12 protein-coding genes are annotated in these 23565 nt (G+C 66.5%); 9 read left to right on the top strand and 3 right to left on the bottom strand.

Features of this window, described 5'->3' with window-relative positions; translation table 11 throughout:
- Positions 1-202 precede the first annotated feature (202 nt).
- The 7 genes from metF (at position 203) to LJ737_RS03345 (ending at position 7693) form a co-directional block, all read left to right on the top strand.
- Entirely contained in the window at positions 203-1159 is a 957-nt protein-coding gene (gene metF, locus LJ737_RS03375) for a methylenetetrahydrofolate reductase [NAD(P)H] (protein WP_227762976.1), read from the top strand.
- 129 nt (positions 1160-1288) lie between these two features.
- Entirely contained in the window at positions 1289-1783 is a 495-nt protein-coding gene (locus tag LJ737_RS03370) for a tetratricopeptide repeat protein (protein WP_227762974.1), read from the top strand.
- 180 nt (positions 1784-1963) lie between these two features.
- Positions 1964-2542, top strand: a complete 579-nt coding sequence (locus LJ737_RS03365; RefSeq protein ID WP_227762973.1) for an energy transducer TonB — start codon at positions 1964-1966, stop codon at positions 2540-2542.
- 55 nt (positions 2543-2597) lie between these two features.
- A complete protein-coding gene (locus tag LJ737_RS03360; protein WP_227762972.1) occupies positions 2598-3167 on the top strand; it encodes a hypothetical protein in 570 nt (189 codons plus the stop codon).
- 118 nt (positions 3168-3285) lie between these two features.
- Positions 3286-4827 (top strand): hypothetical protein, encoded by a 1542-nt coding sequence (locus LJ737_RS03355; RefSeq protein WP_227762971.1) that lies wholly within the window; start codon positions 3286-3288, stop codon positions 4825-4827.
- A gap of 43 nt (positions 4828-4870) precedes the next feature.
- Positions 4871-6463: an N-acetylmuramoyl-L-alanine amidase gene (locus LJ737_RS03350; protein WP_227762970.1), complete on the top strand. Its 1593-nt coding sequence runs from the start codon at positions 4871-4873 to the stop codon at positions 6461-6463.
- 111 nt (positions 6464-6574) lie between these two features.
- Positions 6575-7693, top strand: a complete 1119-nt coding sequence (locus tag LJ737_RS03345; protein WP_227762969.1) for a serine hydrolase domain-containing protein — start codon at positions 6575-6577, stop codon at positions 7691-7693.
- A gap of 72 nt (positions 7694-7765) precedes the next feature.
- Here the strand turns inward: LJ737_RS03345 and tamL are convergent, their stop codons facing one another.
- On the bottom strand, positions 7766-10159 hold the full coding sequence (gene tamL / locus LJ737_RS03340; RefSeq protein WP_227762968.1) for a translocation and assembly module lipoprotein TamL: 2394 nt from the start codon (positions 10157-10159) through the stop codon (positions 7766-7768).
- Between the two features lie 38 nt (positions 10160-10197).
- Positions 10198-15450, bottom strand: coding sequence for a translocation/assembly module TamB domain-containing protein (locus LJ737_RS03335; RefSeq protein ID WP_227762965.1), 5253 nt, complete (start codon positions 15448-15450; stop codon positions 10198-10200).
- Between the two features lie 357 nt (positions 15451-15807).
- On the opposite strand from LJ737_RS03335, the gene LJ737_RS03330 reads away from it, so the two are divergent.
- Complete coding sequence (locus LJ737_RS03330) at positions 15808-18558, top strand: 4-alpha-glucanotransferase (RefSeq protein ID WP_227762964.1); 2751 nt, start codon at positions 15808-15810, stop codon at positions 18556-18558.
- Between the two features lie 147 nt (positions 18559-18705).
- On the opposite strand, the gene LJ737_RS03325 is transcribed toward LJ737_RS03330, so the two are convergent.
- Entirely contained in the window at positions 18706-22461 is a 3756-nt protein-coding gene (locus LJ737_RS03325) for a T9SS type A sorting domain-containing protein (RefSeq protein ID WP_227762962.1), read from the bottom strand.
- Positions 22462-22599: 138 nt separating this feature from the next.
- On the opposite strand from LJ737_RS03325, the gene LJ737_RS03320 reads away from it, so the two are divergent.
- Positions 22600-23562 carry an NAD(P)/FAD-dependent oxidoreductase gene (locus tag LJ737_RS03320; protein ID WP_227762960.1) on the top strand — a complete coding sequence of 321 codons (963 nt, stop codon included), beginning with the start codon at positions 22600-22602 and terminating at the stop codon, positions 23560-23562.
- Positions 23563-23565 lie beyond the last annotated feature (3 nt).

The following is a 23565-nucleotide window of genomic DNA, read 5'->3' as shown; positions in this document are numbered from 1 at the left end:
AACCGTCGATTGAGCCCGTCATGTCGAGCGCAGCCGAGACATTTCGCTGGATAATAATTCAATCATCAGGTTACTATCAGGCGTCAGCACGCGAGATGTCTCGGCTGCGCTCGACATGACGTTCTACTGGTTGCCTGATACGCACTTGTTGTACTAGCTCCTTCTGAGCCACCACACGCTGCCTGATCGGCATGCGCACCCCATGAAAGTTACCGAGCACCTGGCCCAAGCCAACGGCAAAACGCTGTTTTCCTTTGAAGTGCTGCCGCCCAAGAAGGGCGAGAACATCCAGACGCTGTTTTCGAACATCGAGCCGCTGATGGAGTTCAAGCCGCCCTTCATCGACGTGACCTACCACCGCGAGGAGTACGTGTACCGGCAGCACCCCAACGGCCTGCTGGAAAAGAAAACCGTGCGCCGCCGCCCCGGCACCGTCGGCATCTGCGCCGCCATCAAAAACCGCTTCGACGTGGACACCGTGCCCCACCTGATCTGCGGCGGCTTCACCAAAGAGGAGACGGAAAACGCCCTCATCGACCTGCACTTCCTCGGCATCGACAACGTGCTGGCGTTGCGCGGCGACCCGATCAAGTCGGAAGGCCGCTTCGTGCCCGAGCCCGACGGCCACGCCTACGCCTGCGACCTGATCGGGCAGGTGGCCGACCTGAACAAGGGCGCCTACCTCGACGAGGAGCAGGACGACACCTGGGCCACCAACTTCTGCATCGGTACGGCCGGCTACCCCGAAAAGCACTTCGAAGCCCCCAGCCACGCCGCCGACCTGCGCTACCTCAAGCACAAGGTGGACCGCGGCGCCGACTACATCGTCACGCAGATGTTTTTCGACAACGAGCAGTTTTTCAACTTCGAGCGCCGCTGCCGCGAGGCGGGCATCACCGTGCCCATCATCCCCGGCCTAAAGCCCATCACCACCAAGGCCCAGCTCACGGCCCTGCCCCGCTCGTTCTTCTTGAACCTGCCCGACGAGCTGGTCGACGCCATTCACCTGGCCCCGGACAACGCGGCGGCCCGCGAAATCGGCATCGAGTGGTGCATCAACCAGAGCCGCGAGCTGATGGCCCACGGCGTGCCCGTGCTCCACTACTACAGCATGGGCAAGGCCGACAGCGTGCGGCGCGTGGCGGCGGCCCTGTTTTAGGCCACCGGGCGCCCCAGCGTAACGGCAGCCGTCGGCCTCTTGGGGTCGGCGGCTGCCGTTTTTATTGGCGTACCTTGTCCGTTGCCTGCTGCGGTTCGTTTAATTAGGCGTTGCCATCCCCGCGTTTCCATGCCCGACCGTCCTCAACAGCTCGACGAGCTCTTTCAGCGCTTGCGCACCGCCACGGCGCCGCTTGAAATTGAGGCCTTGCAGCAGGGCATCTGGCAGCTCTGGCTGGAAACCGACGACGTGGCGCTGAACAAGCACCTGGAAAGCGGCATGCGCGCCCTCTCGGCCGAAGACTACACCCGCGCCATTGCCGATTTCGGCTGGATCGTGGAGCAGCACCCGACCTACGCCGAGGGCTGGAACAAGCGCGCCACCGCCCGCTACCTGCGCGGCGAGTACCGCGCCTCCCTGCTCGACATTGCCCGCACCCTGCGCCTGGAGCCGCGCCACTTCGGGGCCTTGTCGGGCAAGGCCACCATCCTGCGCATGGTGGGCGACGACCGCGGCGCCCTGCGCGCCCTGCGCCGCCTCAGTCAGCTCTGCCCCAATCTGCCGGGCCTGCAAACCCAGCTGCACGACCTGAAGCGCCGCCTCGACGACTCCGACGCGGCGTAGTACATCGGCAAGCCGGACAGGAATTTTCGGGGAAAGACGTAACGAACTTCGCAAGATATTTTCGTAAGTTTATGCATACGATTGGATTATCCTGGTAATCCGCTCGTTTCCGTCCTCTCCCGATTTTCCACCAATCCCCCCGGAATGGCGCCCCCACGCCCCTCCGGCTGCATTCCCTACATGCGACTACCTCTACTGCTCCTCCTCGGCGCCTGCTGTTGGGCGCCCGTCAGCCTGCGTGCCCAGGGCAAGGTGCGCCAAACCGACCTCGACAGCGGCCGCGTGGAAAAAGGCCGCAAACTCGGCCCCTGGTCGTATTACGCCATGACGCCCAGCGGCCGCAAGGTGCTGGTGCAGCGCTACGACTACGACCAGAAAAAGCTGCTCTACTACCGCAAGCCCGACGAGCACCCCTACCGCCACCAGCTCGGCGCCGACTGGCAGATGGGTTACCTCGACCGGCCGCCGCTGTACGTGGGCGGCGAAACCATGCTCTCCAGCTACATGCGGCAGTTGAACTATCCCGAGCAAGCCCGGCAGAAGAACGTGCAGGGCCGCGTGATAGTCAGTTTTGTAGTGGATACACTGGGCGTGGCCCAGGACTACAAAGTGCTGACCGGCATCGGGGCGGGCTGCGACGAGGAAGCCCTGCGGGTGGCGCGCACCATTCCGCCGGAGTGGATTCCGGGCCGCAAGAACGGCCGCGCCGTGCCGGTAGAGTACGAATTGCCGTTTACCTTCCGCATTGCCAAGCAGTAGCGGCCCGCGCCGGGCGGGAGCATCTTGTGTGCTCCCGCTTGCGTAAACTGCGGCCATGAAACCTACTGCCGCTTTCCGCCGCCGTCTGGCAACCACCCTGCTGGCTGCCCCCGCCCTGAGCCTGCTCCTGACCGCCTGCGACTCCACGCCGCGCGAACGGCAGGAGGCCGTGAAGGACAGCGCCCACAAACTCGACACCCTGGCCGACAAAGCCGGCAACGCCATTGAGCGTATCGGCCACCGCGCCGCCCGCTTCGACTCCGTTTCGCGGGCCCGCAGCCGCCAGCCACTCGACACGGTGGCCACGGCCGCCTTTGCGCAGGAGCTGCTGGGCTCGTACGCCAACCTCGGCGCGTTGACGGTCGACCAGCTCGACCCGGCCTACACCCAGCTGCTGCGCCAAACGCGGGCCAAGCGCCGGGAGTGGACGCAGCGCGACTGGGACTACGCCACCAGCGTTTTTGACCGCCTGAACGCCCGCTACCGCGCCCTGCGCCTGGACCTGCCCGCCCGCCAGGAAATCCACATCAAAGCCCTGCAGGCCGAGTTTGAGACCCTGGAAACCACGCGCGACCTGAAGGACCTGCGCGAGGCCGTGCGCGACAAGCCTGCCACCGCCCGGTAAGTACAGCCGCGCGTTCATACAACGTTTGCCAGCCGGCAACGCTCCTCTTCGACGGGCGTTGCCGGCTTTTTTTACGCGGCCTGCGGCCTATTGCTCCCTACTCCGTTTTGCCGCTGCTATGCGTCCTTATTCCCTCCTGGCCGGTCTTCTGCTAACCGCTACCATGCCCGCCCTGGCCCAGCAAACACCCGGTTGGCAACTCGGCCTGCGCCTGGCCCACACCACCACGCCCTGGCAGCAGCGCGGGGCCGCCGCGTTGCCCGGCGTGAGCTACCGCGGGCCCAGCACCGGCCGCCTCGTGCCCGCACTGGTGGTGCAGCGCACCTTCGCCGGCGGCTGGCTGGCCCGCGCCTCGCTCAACCGCCTGGCGCTGTCGACCTCCGTGGTCTTCCGCGCCCACCGCGCCGACACCACCTGGAGCTACCGGTCGGGCCCGCGGGCCTATACCACCGTGCTGCGCCTGGAGGCCGGCCGCAGCTGGCCGCTCAGTGCCGACGGCCGCACCCGCCTGCTGGGGGCGGCGGGCTTGGGCGTGCTGCTGGCCCGCTCATCCAACCGGCAGTACACCGGCCCGACCGATTCGCTAAATCTGCCACCGGACCGCCATACCTGGGGCACCACGACCCAGTCGCTCACCCGCCTGCACAAGGTCAACGGGCTGCTGAGTCTGCGCCTGGGCCTGACGCGGGAGCTGCGCCGCCACAACGTACTCAGCCTGGAAGTGGCCCACCACGTCGGCCTGGGGCGGGTGTACCGCACCACCAACGAGGTAGAGCTTTTCGTCCCCGGCGGCCCGCTACGCCCCAGCGCCACCTACGACACCCGCGCCAGCTTCACGGAGGTAAGCCTGGGCTACCACTGGCAGCTGCAGAAAAAGAAACTCGGCCTGACGGCCTACGAACCCACGCCCGGCCGGGAGCCGTGGCAGCCGCTGCCCGTCCGCGGCCTGTACCTCGCGGCGGGCTCGCGCATGGGCGTGGGCCTGGCCCGGCAACAGCGCGTGGGCTCGGCCCCGCTGAGCACCGTGGCCAACGTGGCCCTGCCGGTCTTTTCGGCCCGCCTGGGCTACCAGTGGGCCAGCGGCTGGCTGGCCGAAGCCGGCCCCCAAACTGCCTGGGTACCGTTTTTCTTCGACTTCGACCCCACCGCGGCGGCGCCGGCCACCCGGGGCCCGCGAGACGTGTCGCGCTTCACCGTGGCGCCGCAGCACACCACCGAGCTGTCGGGCTTTCCGGCCAATACGGCCTGGGCCCTGCTGGGCGGCCACCGCTGGGCCCTGGTGCCCGACCGCCTGTATGCCGCGGCCAAAGCCGGTGCCGTGCTGCACCACTACACCGGCCCCGAATCCTACGGCGAACGAATAACGCTGATGGCCTCCACCCCCGCCGACGACTACTCCGAGTTTTCGGTGAGCTACTACGTGCCCCGGCGCTGGCGGCTGCTGGTGCAGGCCGAAGGCGAAATTGAGGCCCGCATCAGCCGCCGTACCTTGCTGGGCCTGCAGCTGGCCTACGCGGCCCGACCCGTGGGGCTCTCCGGTGCCGACCAGCTGACGGTGAGCTGGTACCACAACGGCGCGGAGCAGGTGCCCGTGCGGGCATACTCGCGCATGGCCAGCGTGACGGCGGGCGTGCAGCTGCGCCGCGTGCTGCATTTGTAATCCGCGGCGCATCCCGGCGCGGCCGGGGCCGTTTCTTTGCAGCATGAACGCTCCCTGGTTTTGCCGGTGCTGGTTTGCCGGCCCGCTGCTGCTTGCTTTGCTGCTCTCCACCCGCCCCGCCGCGGCGCAGCGCCTCCTCGAATCGGGGGAGACGGTGCCGGCCCGCGACCAGTGGCTGCAGCCCGGCGACCGGCTGCAGCTGCGCGTGAAGGCCCAGCCTGGCGCCCGCGTGGCCGTGCTGCAAACCGCCGTGCCCGGCCTGCCCGGCCCCGACGGCAAGCCCGCCCAGGTGCTGCGCGACGTGCCCCTGACCGAGCTACCGGCCGCCGGTGGCCGGGGCGGCAGCGGCATCTACCAGCTCAGCTACGTGGTGCAGCCCACCGACACCGCCCTGGGCACCGCCGCCGGCCGGCCGCTAAAAATCCGCCTGCGCCTGCCCGACGGCCGCCGCGACTCGCTGCTGACCAGCACTACCGTGCGCCTGCTCAACCCCGCCTTGCCCCAGCTGGCGCGCACCAATACCTCGCTGGCGTACCTGAACTACGGCTTGGGCGAAGACCGGCTCGGCGGGGCCAAAATCGGCTACCTCGATTCCTTGGTGCTGCTGCACGTGACGGGCCGCGTGGGCGAGTACTACCGCGTGCGCCTGGCCGAAAACCAGACCGCCTGGGTGCCCGACGAAACCGTGCGCCTGCTGCCGCCGGGCGGTTTTGCGCCCGCGTCGCTGACGGGCTCGTGGAGCGTGAGCGGCGACGCGCAGTACGACTACGTGCGCGTGCCGCTGCAGGAGCGGCTGCCCTACCGCTCGCAGCTGCAGCTAGAGCCCACGCGGCTGGTCGTGGACGTGTTCGGGGCTACCTCGAACACCAACTGGATAACCCAGCGCGCCGGCCTGCAGGAAATTACCACCCTCAGCTACGAGCAGCCCCAGCCCGACGTGTTTCGCCTCGTCATCAACCTGAAGCACCGCCAGAACTGGGGCTACAGCATCGGCTACCAGAACAACGTGCTCACCATCCGGGTGCGACGCCCGCCGGCGCGGCTGGAGCTGAAAGGCCTCACCGTGGCCGTAGACGCGGGCCACGGCGGCGACAACCAGGGCGCGGTGGGCAGCGCCGGCGTGATGGAAAAGACCCTGACCTTGAGCATTGCCCAGAAGCTGCGCGCCGAGCTGGAGCGGGCCGGCGCCACCGTCATCATGACCCGCGACGCCGACGTGAGCGTGGGCAACGAGCTGCGCATCCGGCGCCTGCGCAAGCTCATGCCCCAGTTGCTGGTGAGCGTGCACGTCAACTCCACCGGCGCGGCCGACACCAAGGGCACGGCCGCGTTTTACCGCTACGTGGCTTTCCAGCCGCTGTCGAAGGCCATTTACGAGGAGATGCAGCAGACCGGGCTGGCCCCCTGGGGCAACGTGGGTTCGTTCAACTTCGGCCTGAACGGCCCCACCGAGTACCCCAACGCCCTGGTGGAAACCGCCTTCATTTCCAATCCCGACGACGAAAAACGCCTGCTCGACCCGGCCTTTCAGCAGCAGATGGCGGAGCGCATCACGGCCGGCGTGCGCAATTTCGTGGAAGGCACCCGCGCCAAACGCTTCCTCGGCCGCAGCAAAACCGAGGCGGAAGAACAGTAGGTCCCGCCTCACCGTCACATCATTATGTGGGGCCTAAACGTACGAACGCATTCGTAGTTATTACGAAGCCATTCGTAGTATTGCAGCAGTTCTCACCACACTGTCTGCGCCATGCTGAATTCTCTCGTTTTGCTTCGCCGCCTGCTGTTCCTCGTGCTGCTGGGCGCCCTGCCCGCGGCGGCCAACGCCGCCCGGCCCGATTCCGTCGATGCCTTTATGCAGCGCGCCATGCGGCGGCACCACATCCCCGGGGCGGCGGTGGCCGTGGTGCGGGGCGGGCAGGTGCTCAAGCTGCAGGCCTACGGCTCGGGCAGCCTTACCTGGCAGGCCCCGGCCACCCCGCACACGGCTTTTCAGCTGGCCTCGGCCACCAAGCCCATGACGGGCACCCTGCTGGCGGTGCTGGCGCAAGCCGGACGGCTTCGGCTCGACGCGCCCATCGGCACCTACCTCGACTCGGTGCCGGCGGCTTGGCAGAGCATCACGGTGCGCGAGCTGGCGGCTCACCAATCGGGCATCGGGCTGGTGCCGCTGGAAACTACCCGCGACACCCGCCACGCCCTGCGCACCGCTGCGGCGCGGCCCCTGGAATACGCCCCCGGCACCAAGGATTTCTACGTCAGCACCGATTACGCCCTGCTGCAGGCCATTGTGGAGCGCGTGACTGGGCAGCCATTTGCCGAGGCCCTGCGCCACTGGGTGCTGGAGCCGCTGCGCATGACCAACACCGGCTTCAACCACGCCCAGGACGGCGGCCTGATTCGCACGGCCCGCGTGCTGCCGCAGGCCAGCGAGGTGTACAGCTGGGACGCGGCGGCCGGCGCCTACCGCCTCAGCGACATGCGCTTCCCGGATTGGTTTGCGGCGGCCGGTGGCATCTACGCCTCGGTGCAGGATTTGGCCAACTGGCTGGTCGGGCTGGACCGGCACACCCTGCTCAAGCCCGAATACGAAGCGCTGCTGTGGGCGCCCGCCCGGCTGCGCAACCAGCAGCCCACGCACTTCGGCCTGGGCATGGTGCACGAAACCTACCAAGGGCATCAACTGGTGGGCCACAGCGGCGGCCCGGCCCTGGCCGACATCGTGCGCTTCGCCGACCCGAACCAAGCGCCGCTCAGCGTGGTGGTGCTCACCAACACCCGCGGCGGATTTCCGCCCTACTTAGCCAAAGCCGTGGCACACTACTTCGTGCCCGGCCTGCAGCAGGACCGCCCGGAAAACTACCACTAAGCCCACCGGCCGGGGCGCGGCGCGCGAAAAGCAGGCTCGGGTGCTCAAGCTTCGCGGGCGGGCCGCGCGGATTTAGAAGGGGTAACCGATGGCCAGGTTCAGGCGGGGCGACTGACTGAGCGGGGTGCCGTAGGGGGCGCGCAGGGGGTAGGCCGCGTCGAGGCGGATGACGAGGAACTGCACATCGATGCGCAGGCCGGCGCCGGCCCCCACGCCCAGTTGCTGCAGAAAGGATTTGGCCTCGAACTTACTGCCCGGCCGGTCGGGGTCTTCCTTCACCAGCCACACGTTGCCGGCATCGATGAAGAGGGCGCCCTTCACGTAGGGAATCAAATCCTGGCGGTATTCCGCGTTGGCCTCGAAGCGCAAGTCGCCCACCTGGTCGTAGAAATTGGCGGCCGTCTGGGTTTGGTCGACTGGCTTGTAGGTGCCGGGGCCCAGCTCGCGGGCGGCAAAAGCCCGCACGCTGTTGGGGCCGCCCGAGCCGTACTGTTTCAGGTAGGGCATGATGGACGAATTGCCGTAGGGCATGCCCAGGCCCACCAGCACGCGGGTGGCAATCTTGTTGCCGCTGCGCGGGTCCTGGCTCACCCGGAAGTAGTTGCGAAACTCCAGGTCTACTTTGGTGTACTGCGAAAAAGCCTGCCCGAAGATTTCATCCGGCTTCCCCGTGCCGCCGCTTTGGCCGAATAGGCTGGCCAGATTGCCGGCCAACTCGATGCCGCCCGTAAAGTACACTTGGTTGCGCCGCTGCTCGTACATCTGCGTGTTGTAAGTGTAGAGGTACGACGTAGCCGGGATGAACTGCTGCAGGAAGGAGGTCCGCAGGAAAGGCTTGTCGTCCAGCAGGCGGTCAAAGGCATCGGTGCGGCTGCCCAGGCGCACGAACTGCAGGTCGATGGGCTTGAAGGTGTGCTCGTTGGTAATCTTGGTTTTCCAGCTGTAGCCGTAGTTCAGGTTGAAGAAATCCTCCTGAAACAGCCCGCGTCGCCCTACGTAGCGGTAGCCCGCCCCGAAGGTGGTGCGCGGCTGAAAGTCCGACTCGCGCAGCTTGATGTCGAAGGGCGCGATGAAGCGCGGGACCAGCAGCTGCGCGTTGATGCCTAGCTCGTACGAGGTGACGCCCAGCGCGGTGCCGCTGGCGGCGTCGGTTTGCCCCCGGCCCACCTGCCGCGTCTCAAAGGCCCCGTTCAGGTTCACCAGCAGCTGCTCGGCCCCGCGCAGGGCCGAGCGGTTGCGAAACTGCACCGTGAAGCCTGGTCCGGAGAAGCCGTTGGTTTTGGTGACCCACTGCAACTCGCTGCGCCACGACTTTCGCTTGAGCTGGGTCATGCGCACCTGCGCGTTCAGGAAGCCGTAACCAGCCGAGTCGGGCTTCTGCCGGGCCGGCCGAAACTGAATGTCGACGAACTTGAACGTGCCCAGGCTCATCAGGCGGCTCAGCGTCTGGTCTTGGCGCCGGCGGCGGTAAAGGGAGTCGGGGTAGAGAAAGGTGGCGCGGGTAATGGCCCTGGCTTTGAACACCTTCTCGTCGGGGACGTAGCGGTACTTCTGGTAGAGGATGGGCTTGATGGACTCGGTGGTGTCGGTCAGGCCGAAGCGCGTGTTCAGGGTCACGCGGTTGAGCACGTAGGGCTTGGCGGCGCGCTTGGGAATGCTGCCCTTCACGCGCAGGTACACGTCCACGGTGTTGTGCTCGGTGCTGTCGACTTCGTAGAGCAGGTAATCGGGGGCAAAGTAGTAGTAGCCCGTCTGCTTCAGCGCGTTGTCGATGCGGGTGCGCTCGGCAATGAGGACGTTGAGGTTGTACGGGTCGCCGACTTTGAGCAGCGAGCCGGCCTGGGCCTTGCGGATGTCGTTGTCGATGAGCGTGTCGCGGTCCGGAAAGTGGATTTCCTTGATGGTGTAGGCCTTTTGCACCTTGGCCGTGTAGTCGACGGTGGCCGCCCGGCCCTTGGCCGTCACCTTGCTTTGCACCACCGGCCCGGCAAAGAAGCCGTTGTTGTAGAGGCGGTTGAGCATCAGGTTTTTCACCTTCTGGGTGTCGACCTGGCTGAGCAGCACCGGGGCCTCGCCGTATTTGTCGGCTATCCATTTGCCCAGGCCCTTGGTTTTGCCCTCGCCCATGTGCCAGAAGTAGAGCTTGGGCCGCAGCCCGAGAATGGAGGCGTTGGGCTTGGGCGTAATCACCGATTCCAGCTCCGTGGTCAGCGCCGTTTCGTTCGGAACCTTGTAGGGCGAGGTCACTTTCACCGCCGAGCCGGTGTACAGCTTGTCGTTTTCGGGCACGAAGCGCGTGCCGCTGCAGCCGGCCAGCAGGAGGATGCAGGGTAAGAGGGTATGGGGGTAAGCGTTTAGGAGTTTATAGGGGCTGAGGAGCTGGAAGGACGACTTGTCAGCCTTCTTCCCTTGCCAACTCACTTCCTCGCGCCCTCCTACCCTCCTGCCCTTGGAGGTTGTCCGCATCAGCGTCATCAGTTTAGTCATCACTGCCATCTGCGGTCTTAGTTCAGTGCGTTGTTCTTAAGCGTATCCTGCGCGGCGGCTTTCTCGGCCTTGCGGGCTTTGCGGTCGGCTTTCACCGACTCCTTTACCTCGGGTGCTACTTTCTGGAACAGCTCCTGCAGGTTGTTGTAGTCGCGCTGGAAGATGATGGAGGCGCCGGTGCGGATGAATTGGCCGTCGATGTCCTCGTAGGCGTTGTTGCGGAACGCGCGCAGGCGCAGGCGGCCGTCGGGCAGCAGGTTGTACTCAATGCTCACGTCGCCGGCAAACTGGCTGGCCGAGCCCGCGCCCTGCGTGGCCTGCGAACCGCCGCCGCTGCCGCCGGCCAGGGGCACGTCGGTACCCAGGCGCACCGAGAGCCGGTCGTTGAGCAGCTGCCGGCGCACGGCCACGTTCAGGTCGGTGCGGTTTTGCTGGGCGCCGGTGCCCGTCACGGCGGTGTAGGAGTCCACGCCCAGCTCCAGGCCCAGGCCCGCGAGGTACTCGCCGGTGAGGTTGTTGAGCTGGTCGGTGAGCACCTGGCTGGCCGAGCCGCGCAGCTGGTTGCCCACGAAGGAGCCGGGGCCGGCGGTGCTCTGGAAAGGATTTTCGGCGATAAAGCGGTTCAGGGCCAGCAGGGCGAATACTTGCTTGTTCAGCTCGTTCACGTTGCTGGGCTGGCGCAGCTGCTCCAGCTTGGCGCGCACCGGCTCGGCCACCGGGCTGGTGGTGCCCTCCGGCACCCGGATGTCGAAGCCGATGGTGGGCTTGAGCAGCTGGTCGGTCACGTTCAAGTACACCTCGAAGGGCAAGCGGTTGCGGGCCAAATTGCTCAGCTCCGAGCCCGCGTCGAGCTGGTTGGCAATGAGGTCGGCGGCCACGGCGCGCACCCGGTAAATGGCCGACACGTTGAGCTGGGCGTTGTACGGGTCGCCGCTCCACACCAAGTAAGAGCCCGGAGCAATGTCGAATTTGCGCTCGGCCAGGTCGTAGAGGCTCAGCTCGTACTGCCCGGACGTCACGTCCAGCCGGCCGGTCAGCGTCTGGGCGCCGCGCTCGTCGAGCACCGCGTTCAGGGTGCCGGCGGCCCGCACCTGCAGGTTGTCGCCGGCCGCCTCGTCGATAACGATTTTGAAGGGCGTTTTATCGGTCACGGTGACGTTGGCGCGCACGTCGTAGCCGGTGGCCACGGCGGCGCTGTCGATGTCGTCGGCCGTCAGGGCCAGCAGGGAGTCGGTGTTGGGCTTGGGCGCGTCCTTGTCGACGAACACCACGATGCCCTCGCGCTCCACGGCCACGGCCTCGTCGGTGGGCACCACGATGGTCAGGTTCGAGCCCTCGGCCACGGTGGCACGGGTGCGCACGTTGGGCCGCTGCAGGTTGCCGCGCACCTGCGTTTCGGAGTCCACGAACAGCTTGCCGTAGTACAGCGGGTTGTCGCGGCGGGTGCTCTGCACGGCCAGGAAGTGGTCGGTGGTGGCGGTGAGCTGCAGGCGGTACTGGCCCACCTGCGCCAGCTGCCGCGCCGGCACGATGTAGCCATCCACGATGGCGCGGCTGCCCAAGGAGTCGATGATGGCAAACTGGTCGAAGTGCAGGCCGCGGTCGGTCAGGGTCAGCTCCTGGTCCGAGAGGCGGAACGGGGCCCCGAGCTGGGAGAGCGTAAAGCCCCCGTCGCGGAAGCGGGCGGCGCCGCGCAGCTGCGGGGCGGCGGTGGTGCCCGTCACGGTGAAGCGCCCGGTCAGCGCGCCCGTCGACTCCCGGATCTGCCCGGCGGAGAAGGGCTCGATGGCTTTCAGGTTGAACTGCGCGATGTTGGCCACCACGTCGATGGCGCCGCTGGTAGCGTAGTAGCCGGTCAGGCGCACGTCGGTGCCGTCGTCCTTGGTCAGCTGGGCGTTCAGGTCGTAGCGGTCGGCGGTGGTGTTTTGCACCTGGGCGCGCAAGTCGCCGAGCACGTATTTGTTGTAGGCAAAGCCGCCCAGCGTCAGATCAGCCGTGAAAGCCTGGCCGGTGCGGCCCAGGTTGTAGGCCACGGCCTGCCCGTTGAGCGTGCCGCCCACCAAGGAGTCTTGCAGGCCGGCGGCCCGGCCCAGACCGTTCAGGTCGAGGTTGCCGAGCTGTACCTGCAAGGGGTTGCGCGCGCCCGGCAAGGTCTGCAGGGCCAGAAACCGGTCGGCCGCGCCCTGGCTGCGCGAGATGCGCACGTTCTGGGCGTCGATGTTGCCGCTCGACAAGGTGTAGCGCACCACCCCGCCGGGGGCGGCCGTCCACTGCTTGTTGTCGAGCACGATGTCGGGCGCGAAGCTGAACTGGTAGGTCTGGGCGTTATTCAGCACCTGCAGGGTGCCGCCCAGGCTCAGCCGCTGCACCGAGTCCGACTCGGCAATGCGCAGGCGCGTGCCGATCTGGTTGTTGGCAATGCTGCCCGTGAGCGAGGGATTCGGAATTTTGAGCGTGGTGTCCTGGTACACCTGGTCGAGGCCGAGGCTGTAGTCCAGCTTCTGCGGATCGGAGCCCACGCGCAGCTTCAGCGAGTCGAAGGTGGTGCCGGAGTAGCGCATGCGGGCAACGTCGGTGCGCACCGTCAGGTTGGCGGCGCGGCTGTCGTAGGCGCCCGTCAGCCGGAAGGGCGAAATGCGCGTGAGGCCCGTCACGAAGCGCGGCAGCAGCCGGGCGCCGGTGCGCGGCACGTTCACCTCGAAGGTAAACTGCCGCGCCACGCCGGAAGCCCGGTACTGCACGCCCGGCAAATCGAAGTACCGGTCGATGTGCTGCTGCAGTTCGGTGCCAATGTCGCCGAGGCGGGTGTTGCCGCGCAGCGTGGCCTGCAGGATGCTGGAGGCAAAATCGACCTCCACCCGCCCGGTTTCTTGCAGGATGCGGGCGTTAAGCGAGTCGAGCGGAATGGCTTGCCCGTTGAGGTTGATGACCACGCCGGTGCCCTTCACCGTCCCGTTGAGCGAGTTCAGGTCCGCGCCGCGCAGGTTGGCGTCCAGGTCGCCCTTGAGGCTGAGGTTGCCGCCGGAGTAGAAGCCCAGGGCCGTCAGGTTCAGGCTCTGCACCGAGCCGCCGAAGGAGTACTGCGGGGCGTTGGGGTTGCTCAAATCCACGAAGCCCTTGATGTTGAAGGCCGCGTTCTGGTCGCCCGCGCTGCGCGCCGTGATGTCGTAGCGCTGCCCGGTGATGCCCACGTTGGCGTTGATGTTCTGGTAGGTGTAGTTGCCGTAGCGGGCCTGCTGCAGGTTGGCCGTGAGCTGCCCGCGCATGGTCTCGGGGTCGAAGCCCACGCCCTTGTAGGTGCCCGAGCCCGTCACCGCCCCGATGTCGGGCTGCTTCAGCAAGCGGCCCAGATTGAAGCCGCGCAGGTTGAAGCGGGCGTCAATGGGCTCCTTGCCCGCCGGGCCCGGCCGCAGGGTGGCCGCAATGGTAGCTCCGCCAAACGAGGTGTTGGCGTTTAGGTTGATAGCCAAGTCGTTGGCCGTCGGCCGCCCCTTCACGGTGCCGCTGAGCGTGGCCCGCTCCGGCAGCTCGATGACGTCCTGCGGAATGGTGCCCGCGGGCAGAATGTCGAGCAGGTCGCGCTTAGTGGTGGTCAGCTGCCGGATGTTCAGGTCGGTGTAGAGGCGCCGGTCAGTGTTGGGCAGGCCTTGAATGCGGCCCGAGGCCTTCACCACCGTGCCGCGCAGGCCCACGATTTCCACGTTGTTCAGGGCCAGGTTGTCGAGGCGGCCGTTTACCTGCCCGCTCAGCAGCACCGACTGATTTGGGCCGCTGGTGAAGGGCTTTTCGGTAATCAAGTCGGGCGCCAGGTACAGAATGTCGCGGAAGCCCAGACGGGTGTTCTGCAGGTTGGCCTCGATGCGCGTGCGGCCCAGCGTCCGGGTGTCGGCCAGCGCGCCCAAGGAATCAAACCCGATGGCCAGGGTGCGGCGGATGCGGGTGTGGGGCGTAACCAGGTCGAGGTTGTCGAGGCGGATCTGCACCGAGTCGTACACCACGTCGGCCTGGGCCTTGTCGACGCGGAAGCCGCTCTGCTCCCGGCCGCGCAAGAGGTCGATGCGGCCGGTGGTGCGGTTTTCGGTGTACACCAGGTTGCGGGTGCGCAGGGCCAGGGAGTCGAACAGCAGGTGGTTGTAGTCCATGGCCGGCAGGCGGGTGCGCTGCTTGGCCTCGTCCAGGTTGTCGAAGGCAAAGCGCACCCCGCTGATGTCGGAATTCTTCAGCGCCACCCGCCACGAAGTCGGCGCGCCGGTGGTCTGGGCCACCGCCGAATCAACTTTCTGCACGGTTTCGGCCGGGTTCACCACGCGCTGCTCCACCGGCACCGAGGAGTTCTGGGCATAGCTGATTTCCGAGTTGCGCAGCACCAGGCTGTTGAGCCCGATGCGCTGCCGAATCAGGTCGATGTTGTCGGCCGTCACCAGCGCCTGCCCGATGCGGGTCTTAATGTACTGCTTCGAGGGGTCGTTCTGGTAGTTGAAGGCCACGTTGTCGAGCGAGGCGCGGTCCAGCCCGAAGGTCAGCGTCAGCGGCTCGGCGGGCGTATCGGGCGGCACTTTGGTTTGCACCACGCTGAGGCCCGTGTTCTTGAGGCTGGCCGTTTCCACGCGGTAGATGCTGTGGTCCACGTCCACTTCCTTCATGCGCACGGCCAAGTCGCCCACGCGGCCGCGCACGTTCATGCCGTCCACCTCGTCGTTGTAGGTCAGGTACACCCGCGCCAGGTGGGCGTCGCCGATGTCGTACTTAAAGCCGCCGGTGGAGTCTGCCGCCGTAGTCGTGGTGGTGTCGCCGGTGGCGAAGGCAGCCAGGATGTAGTCGAAGTTGTACGTCGAGTCGGGCAGCGTGCGCGCAATGTGCACGGTCCCGTCGAGCAGCTCCACGTTGCTCACGTTGATCTGCGACTTGGTCAGGGCCCAGAGGTCCACGCCCACCGCCAGCTTGCCCACGGCCAGCAGCGTGTCGCCCTTCTGGTCTTCCAAATACACGCCCTCCAGGGCCACGCCGTGGCGCCAGTCGGTCCGAAACTTATTGATGCGTACTTCGGTGCCGATTTTGCCTTGCAGGTAGCCGGCGGCTTTCTGCGCGGCCCAGTCCTGTACGGAAGGCACCTGCAGGGCGAAGTAAAGGCCGACGGCCACGAGGATGATCAGGCCCACGAGGCCCAGCAAGCCCCAGAGCAGCCACCGCAGGGGGCCGGGCAGTCGGTGGCGCGGCGCGGGCTGGGGAGCCGGCGCCGACGGCGGCGTAGACGAGGTAGAGTTTGCCAATGGTGAGAGCGTGGCTAGGCACCGCCGGCCCACGAGCCGACGGCCACTGAGCCCTTTCGGACGAACATCGGCGGCAGAATGTTACATCGGCCCTCTTTTTGTGGGCCCGGGCTCGACGGTTTGGCCCACCCGGCGCGGCGGCTGGCTGGCCGCCCGCGAGCGGGTCGTTGACAGCCGCGCGTTACCCGCGGCAGCGCGCGGCCTGTTTGGCCTTGCGCCGTCCCAGGCCGCTTTCCAACCCTGCGGCGCGGCGTAGAGTAAACACTTACTCGCCGCGGCAAAGCTTCCGTTCAGAAACTGCGGTAGAATCGGCTAAATATCCGACTTTTGCCCACCGATTTCTTGCTTCGTTTTTTTATGCGCCTCCGTTTCCGCATTCCCTATTTTACGACCTGGGGCCAGCGCCTAGAAGTGCGCGGTTCCGGCCCTGCCCTGGGCGACTGGCACCCCGACCAAGCCCTGCGTCTCACTTATCATCCCGGCACCAATACCTGGGAAGGCGAAACGGAGCTGCCCGCCGAGGCAGCGGAGCTGCGCTATAAGTACGTGCTGGTAGACGACAGCACCGGCACCGTGACCTGGGAAGGCGGGCCCGACCGCACCGTCAGCCTGGCCGGCGAAACCTACGCGACGGTGGTGCTCGACGAGTTCTGGCACCAGCCCGAGCTGCCCGAGTACGAACTGCAAACCAATGCCTTCACCCAGGCCATCTTCCGGCGCCCCGCCGACTCGGCCTGCCACCAGCCCAAAAAGCTGCGTGCCCGCGCCGGCGACGCCACCACGCGCTTTTCGCTGAGCGCCCCGCGCATCGCGCCGGGCCAGTGCCTGTGCGTGCTCGGCTCCGACGCGGCCCTGGGCGCCTGGGACAACAAAAAGCCCCTGCTGCTCTCCGACGCCACGTTCCCGCTCTGGACGGCCGACGTGGTGCTGGCCGACGCCGACAAGCCCGTTATTTACAAATACGGCCTCTACGACCCGGCCAAGCAGCAGTGCATCGATCTGGAAACCGGCCCCGACCGCGTGCTGCCGCCCTTCGAGGGCCGCGATACCCTGCGCTGGCGCCACGACGAGCTGTACCGCCACCCCGAAGGCCCCTGGCGCGGTGCCGGCGTGGCCCTGCCGGTGTTTGCCCTGCGCAGCAAGCAGGGCCTGGGCGTGGGCGAATTCCCTGACCTGAAGCTGCTGGTGGATTGGGCCGTCGAAACCGGGCTGCAGTTGGTGCAGGTGCTCCCCATCAACGACACCACCGCCACCCACACCTGGGTCGATTCTTATCCCTACGCGGCCATTTCGGTGTTTGCCCTGCACCCGCAGTACGTCAACCTCGACCGCATTGCGCGGCTCAAAGACGCCGAGCTGCAGCGGGAGCTGGAGGAAACCCGCGAGTTGCTGAACACGCGCGACTTCGTGGACTACCAGCCCATGACGGAGGCCAAGTGGAAGTTTCTGCGCGCCCTCTACAAGCAGGAGAAAAAAGCCTTCCTGGCCGACAAGGAGTACCAGCAGTTCTACCAGGAGCAAAAGGCCTGGCTGGCGCCCTACGCCGTGTTCAGCGGCCTGCGCGACCGGTTCCGCACCGTCGACTTCCGCCAGTGGCCCCAGGAGTTTCAGCAGCCCGGCGCGTGGCTGGAGCCGCTGCTCGACCCCAAGCACACCGAGTTCGACGAGTTCGGCCTGCACCTCTTCATCCAATACCACCTCGACAAGCAGCTGCGCGAGGCCGTGGAATACGCCCGCCGGCGCGGTGTAGTGCTCAAGGGCGACCTGCCCATCGGCATCTACCGCCACTCCGTTGAGGCCTGGACCCAGCCCGAGCTCTACCACCTCGACCAGCAGGCCGGCGCCCCGCCGGACGACTTCTCGGTGACGGGCCAGAACTGGCGCTTCCCGACCTACAACTGGGAGAAAATGGCCGAAGACGGCTACCAGTGGTGGCAGCAGCGCATGGGCCACCTCAGCCGTTACTTCGACGCGCTGCGCATCGACCACATCCTGGGCTTCTTCCGCATCTGGGAAATTCCCAACCACGCCGTCGAGGGTCTGCTCGGCCACTTCTCCCCCGCCCTGCCCCTGCACCGCGACGAAATCCGCGCCCGCTTGGGCTGGTGGGACTGGCAGCGCCTGACGCAGCCCTACGTGCGCTGGCACATCCTGGAGGAGCTGTTCGGGGCCGATGCCAACGTCGTGCGCGAGGAATTTCTCGACGACGCCGGCCACGGCGCGTTCCGCCTAAAGGAATTCGTGAACACCCAGCGCAAGGTGGAGGCCCTGTTTGCCGCCAAGCTGGAGTTTGCCACCGGCGACGAGGAGCAGCGCCTGCTGCGCCAGCGCACCGGCCTCTACCGCCTGCTCACCGAGGTGCTGTTCGTGGAAGCCGAGGGCTCGAACGGGGAGTTCTGGCACCCGCGCATCACCGTCGACAAGTCGCGCAGCTTCCGCGAACTGGACGACCAGACGCGCCACCGGATGCAGGAGCTGTACATCGACTTCTTCTTCCGCCGCCACGAAAACTTCTGGCGCGAGCAAGGTCTGGTGAAGCTGCCCGCCGTGCGCTACGCCACCGACATGCTCATCTGCGGCGAGGATCTGGGCATGGTGCCCGCCTCGGTGCCCGGCGTGATGCGTCAGCTCGGCATGCTCGGCCTGAACATCCAGCGCATGCCCGGCGCCACCGGTATCGAATTCTCCCACCCCAACGACGCGGCCTACCTCTCGGTGGTGTCACCCTCCTGCCACGACATGAGCACCATTCGCGGCTGGTGGGAGGAGGACCCCGCGCGCACCCAGCGCTTCTTCGAGCAGCTGCTGGGCCACCGCGGCGAGGCTGCGCCCTTCTTCGCCGAGCCCTGGGTGGCCCGCGAAATGACGGTGCAGCACCTCTACTCGCCCGCCATGTGGGCCATCTTCCCCCTGCAGGACCTGGTGGCCCTCGACCCGGCCCTGCGCCGCCAGAACCCGCTGGACGAGCAGATCAACGTACCCGCCAACCCCGAGCACTTCTGGAAGTACCGCTTCCACATTCCGCTCGAAGACCTCAAACAAGAATCCACCTTCAACCAGCAGATCAAAGAGCTGGTGGAGCAAAGCGGCCGCGGCCCGGTGCACTAACCGACGCAGCCCGCAAAAGCCAAAAGCGCGGCGTCCCTTGCGGGGCGCCGCGCTTTTTACATCTAAACGTATTTTCGGCTGATGCCTGGTTTCTCCCGAAGAATGCTTGATGCGCCTTTTTCGGAGAGGGGGCCGGGGGTGAGGCGACTACCGCAGCACCACGCGCTGGCTGCTGCTTTCCCGCCCGTTGCTGAGGCGCAGCAGGTACACGCCCGCCGCCTGCCCGCGCAGGTCCACCGTCTGGTTGACGTCAGCTCCGGCGGGCAGCGCCTGCTGCCGCACCGGGCGCCCCAGCGCATCCAGCACTTCCAGCGTCAGCGGGCCTTGGGCACCCTTCACGGCCACCGTCAGCAAGCCGCTGGAGGGGTTGGGGTACACGCTGGTCTGCCAGCTGGCTTTGGCCTGGGCCACTGCCGTCACGCAGATGTTAGCCTCGTCGGCTCCGATGACGGGCACCGTGGTGCTGCGCACGTCCCCGTCGATGTCCGTCGGCACGTTGGGCAGCGCGGTACCCACGCCGGCAATGCCGCAGTTCAGCTGGTTCAGGTGCAGGTCAGTAGCCGATACAAAGCCGACCCCCGCGGACACGCTGCGCGCATCTTGACCGGTAGCGGCGCGCAGGCCGGTGACGGTCGTGGCATCCACGCCGTTCACGCTGCCCAGGGCCGCCTGCGTGCCCGTCACGTAGTAATCGTTGCTGTTGCTCGTCAGCAGCGTGCTAGCCGCCGTGCCGGCCACCAGCAGCGCGTAGGAGCGGCCGCCGGCCGGAGTGCTGGTGATGTTGTTCACCAGGATGTTGTTGACCGCGGCCACGCCCGTTACGCCGGTGTTCAGCAGCAGAGCTGCCGACTGCGGCGTCGCGCCGCCGCCCATGGCGCCGCTCAGGGCTACCGTGTTGTACACAATGGCGTACCCCCCGCCGCCGCTGGCCAGAATGCCGTGCGGGGCATAGGTGAAGCCGTCGTCGCCGTAGCTGAGCACGTCGCGCACCATGTTGTTGTCGACGCGAATGGCCGAGGCCGCGTCCGTCGAGGCCAATCGGATGCCCACCGCGCCGTAGGACGTAGCCGTAGTGGTGCCGGTGTGGGTGATGTCGCTGATGAGGTTGCCGCGCACAAGACCTTCGCGCGAGGTGCCGCTCACTTGTACGCCCGTTACGGCCGGGCTGGCCGCCCGCGTCACGCCTGCCACCGTGTTGCCGCGCACGTCGAAGTGCTGGCTGCTGAGCACCACCACGCCCGTCGTCCCGATTTTATCGGCCGCCACCGTGGCGCCGATGGTGTTGCCGAACACTTGCACCGAGTCGCAGTTGTTTTGCAGCTGCACGCCCACGTTGGCGCGCTGCACCAGGCAGTTGGCCAGTCGGCCCGCCGTCACGCCATCAAAAGCCACGCCGTAGCCCGTCGTGCTGCTGCCCGCAATCAACTCGGCGTTGCTGATGGCCACGTTGCGCCCCGAGGCGAAGATGACGCCGCTGGCCGAGCCCGTGCCGTCGTTGCGCAGCCGCAGGCGCCGGTTTTGCGCCGTTCCCCCGTCGATGCCTACGTAGCTGGCGTTGACGATGAGCAGCGGCGTGGTAGCCGTGCCGCGCATCACCACGCTGCCCGTGCCCGTCGCGGGCTGAATCAGCACCGCCCGCGGCGAAGTCGTCGGGGTGGGCCGGGTGCCGGGGTTGGCGTTAATGGTAATCGGAAACACCTCGTTGGCGTAATTGGCGTCGATCAGGCGCAGGGTTAGGGCCCCGTTGAGCTCCGAGCGGTTCAGGTCGGCCACGGCGGCGGTCAAAGTCGGGTAGTCGGCTGCGGCCGAGGTGCCCACCGTCTTCACCCCGCTGATAAAGCCCAGCACCCGGTACACGTAGGGCCGCGTCGGCGCGCTGCTGATAGCCGCCACCGAAGTACCCACGAAGCCTACGCCCGGGCTGGCCGCCACGTTGGGCGTTGCGGCCAGGTCCTGCGCCACCACGAAATACTGCACCGAGTCGCCGGCCACTGGGGCGCTGCGCAGCTTGGCCACGTCGAGCGTGAAGGAAAAGGGCGAGGCGGCGTTGCTGGCTTCGGTCCACTTCCAGCCGTTACCGGTGGCGTCGTTGGCGGCCGTAAAGACGTTGGCGTCGGTGGTCTTTTTGTAGTACAGCCGCGGCTTGGAGCCGGCGGCCACGTTCACCCCGCTGGCGTCGGTAATGGCCACCCCGCTCAGCGTGCGGCTCGTCAGGCTGCTGGTGTTGCCCAGCGCCGTCAGCACAATGGCCGGACCGGCCAGGTCCACCCGCTGGAAAGTGCCCTCGTCGGCGCCCAGGTCGGGCGTGGTCACGTTGCGGGCGTCCCCGTCGATGTCAGTCGACACGCCGGTGCCGCCCACCAAACTCTGCCCGCCGCTTTCCACCTGCGTGGGCGTGGTCGTGCTGATGTGCAGGTCGGTGCTGCTCACGAAGGGCGGATTTTCCGTCACCGAAGCCTGCTCGGCCGGGGCAGCCAGCTGCTTGAAATCCGTCAGCGTGGTAGCCAGCGCCGGCGCCGTGGTGCTGGCCCCGTAAAAAATCGGGTGCTCGGCCGAAGGCGTGCCGGCGTAGTACAGGTTGTTGCCCGAGCCCGCCGATAAGGTCGTCAGGGTATTCGTCGCCTTAAAAAACGCCGCGCCGATGCCGCCCGCGCCCGGCGTCAGGCCTGTCACGCGGTTCACGAAGATGTTGTTGACCACGTAGCCCGGCGTGCTGGCTCCCGACATAAAGAAGGCGCCGCTCTTGTTGCTGGCCACCGTGGCGGCGTACTCCACCAGCACCGTGTTGTGGAATACGTTGTTGGTGGTGCCGCCGCGCAAGCTCAGCGCCCGCACGGCCGTGCCCGCCGTGCTGGCCGGGGCCGCCACGTTCAGCACGAAGTTATTCACCACGTTGTTGGTAGTGCCGCCCGTCACGTCGATGCCCACGGCAAACGCCGTCGAGCCGCCCGCCCGCACGCCGTCGAGCCGGTTGCGGAAGATGTTCGAGGTGGTGCCCCCGTCGATGTAAATGGCTTCCACGATGCCCGTGCCCGTGGCGTTGCTCTGCACATTGCGCAGCACGTTGTCGGTCAGGTCCGCCGAGTTGTTGGTGCCCGTCGAGTACAGCCCGTACACGCTGCCTGGGCCCTGCACGTCCGTCAGCTCCAGCCCAAACACCTTCACCCGCGTCTGCGACTTCAGGTACACCGCGTACACAATGGTCGTGACCGGCGGGCCGCCCGAAGCCGGCACCCCGATCTGCGAAACCTGGCTTCGCCCGCCCGTTAGCGTCCCGATTTCATTATCAGTATCGTAAGTAGCCGTCGTCCCCGCGAAGTAATAGGCGCTGGTGCAGTTGCTCACCGCGTCGTTGTAGAACCGGTTGCTGTTGTTGCCCCCGTCCAGCACGTGCACGCCGTAGGATTTATTGGCGTTGTTGCGGCTCAGCTCGATGCTGCACCCTTGCACGGTATTGTTAGTAGCTCCGCCCTTCAGCCACAGGCCGTACTCGGTCATCTGCGCCGCGGTCGTGTTGGCCGGGTTTTCCCGCAACGCCAGGCTGTCGAGCCGCACGTAATCCGCGCCGTCCAACGTCAGCACGGCGTCGGTAGCGCCCGTGCCCACGGTTTGCAGCACCGGGTTTGCCCCGGCACCACTCTTGGTGAAACGAATGGGATTAGCGCTGCTGCCGGAAACCGTAATAGCCGGTACCGCTTCGGTAAACGTTGCGCCGGCCTTCACTTGGAAGGTCACGCCTCCCGTCCCTACACCGCCGGCATTGAGGGCCTGCACGGCGGCCGTAAACGTTGCGTAATTGTTGGAGCCGGTGCCAGCTGGGTCAATGGTCTTGGTACCGGTCAGCTGGGCCATAGCCCCGGTGCTGAGGCCGCAGGCCGTCAGCAGAAGTAAAAGGTGTCGCATAGGCAATGTGGGAACAATCAGAAGATATGCTGGCCCAAATACCAGAAATTCTCCCACTACTTCAACTTCATTCCCGACTTAACCATAACCCTAAGTCGTCAGCCTCGGTATTTCTCAGCTGCCATTGCTCATTTACCGATGCCTCTCTCCAAACGCCGCCCCTTCAAACGTCCTCGCCACGTTCCCGCCACCGATTACGAAGTAGTCATCGTCGGCGCCGGCGCCGCTGGTCTAAGCGCCGCCCTCACACTGGGTCGCTGCCGGCGCCGCGTCCTGCTCTGCGACGGAGGCCGCACGCGCAACTTTCCCTCGCCCGCCGTCCACAACTTCCTCTCGCGCGACGGCATCAAGCCCCAGGAATTGCTGCGCATAAGCCACGAACAGCTCGATGCCTACCCAACTGTCGAGCAGCGCCAGAACTGCGTCTCCGAAGCCCGAAAAGACGATGAAACCGGCACTTTCCACCTCACCCTCGATTCGGGCCGTCAGCTCACCACGCGCAAAATCATTTTAGCCACCGGCGTAATGGACATCCTTCCCACTATCGAAGGCATGCACGAGCTCTGGGGCCGCGGCGTACTGCATTGCCCCTACTGCCACGGCTACGAGGTATGCGACCAGCCCGTAGCCGTATATGGCAATGATAAGTCCGTGGCCGGCTTCGCCCTACTCATTAGCCGCTGGTCCAAAGACGTAGCCGTTTGCACCGATGGCTGGACCAAAATGTCTGACCACGCCCGTCACCGTCTCAAACGCCACGGCATCAGCATTCACGAACAGCCCATCCAACAGCTAGTTGGTCGTCAGAACAAGCAGCTGCGCTGCATAGAATTTGCGGACGGCAGCAAGCTTTCACGCTACGCCCTGTTCATCCACCCCACCCAAAAGCAGCGCAGCGACCTTGCCGACCAACTCGGTTGCAGACGGCTCCAACGCAGTGGCGCCGTCTGGGTCGACAAGCGCGTTCAAACGTCCGTCGTTGGCGTGTACGCGGCGGGCGACACCACCCCCGCGGCGCAGCAGGCGCTGGTGGCGGCGGCGGAGGGGGCGCAGGCGGGCATCAGCTGCAACGAGCAGCTCACGCGCGAGGAGTGCGCCTGAGCC

Origin of the sequence: Hymenobacter sp. 15J16-1T3B, from assembly GCF_020711235.1 — a bacterium.
Lineage (GTDB): Bacteria > Bacteroidota > Bacteroidia > Cytophagales > Hymenobacteraceae > Solirubrum.
The sequence above is the reverse complement of the archived record's forward strand: the minus strand, read 5'-3'. Positions and strand labels throughout refer to the sequence as shown.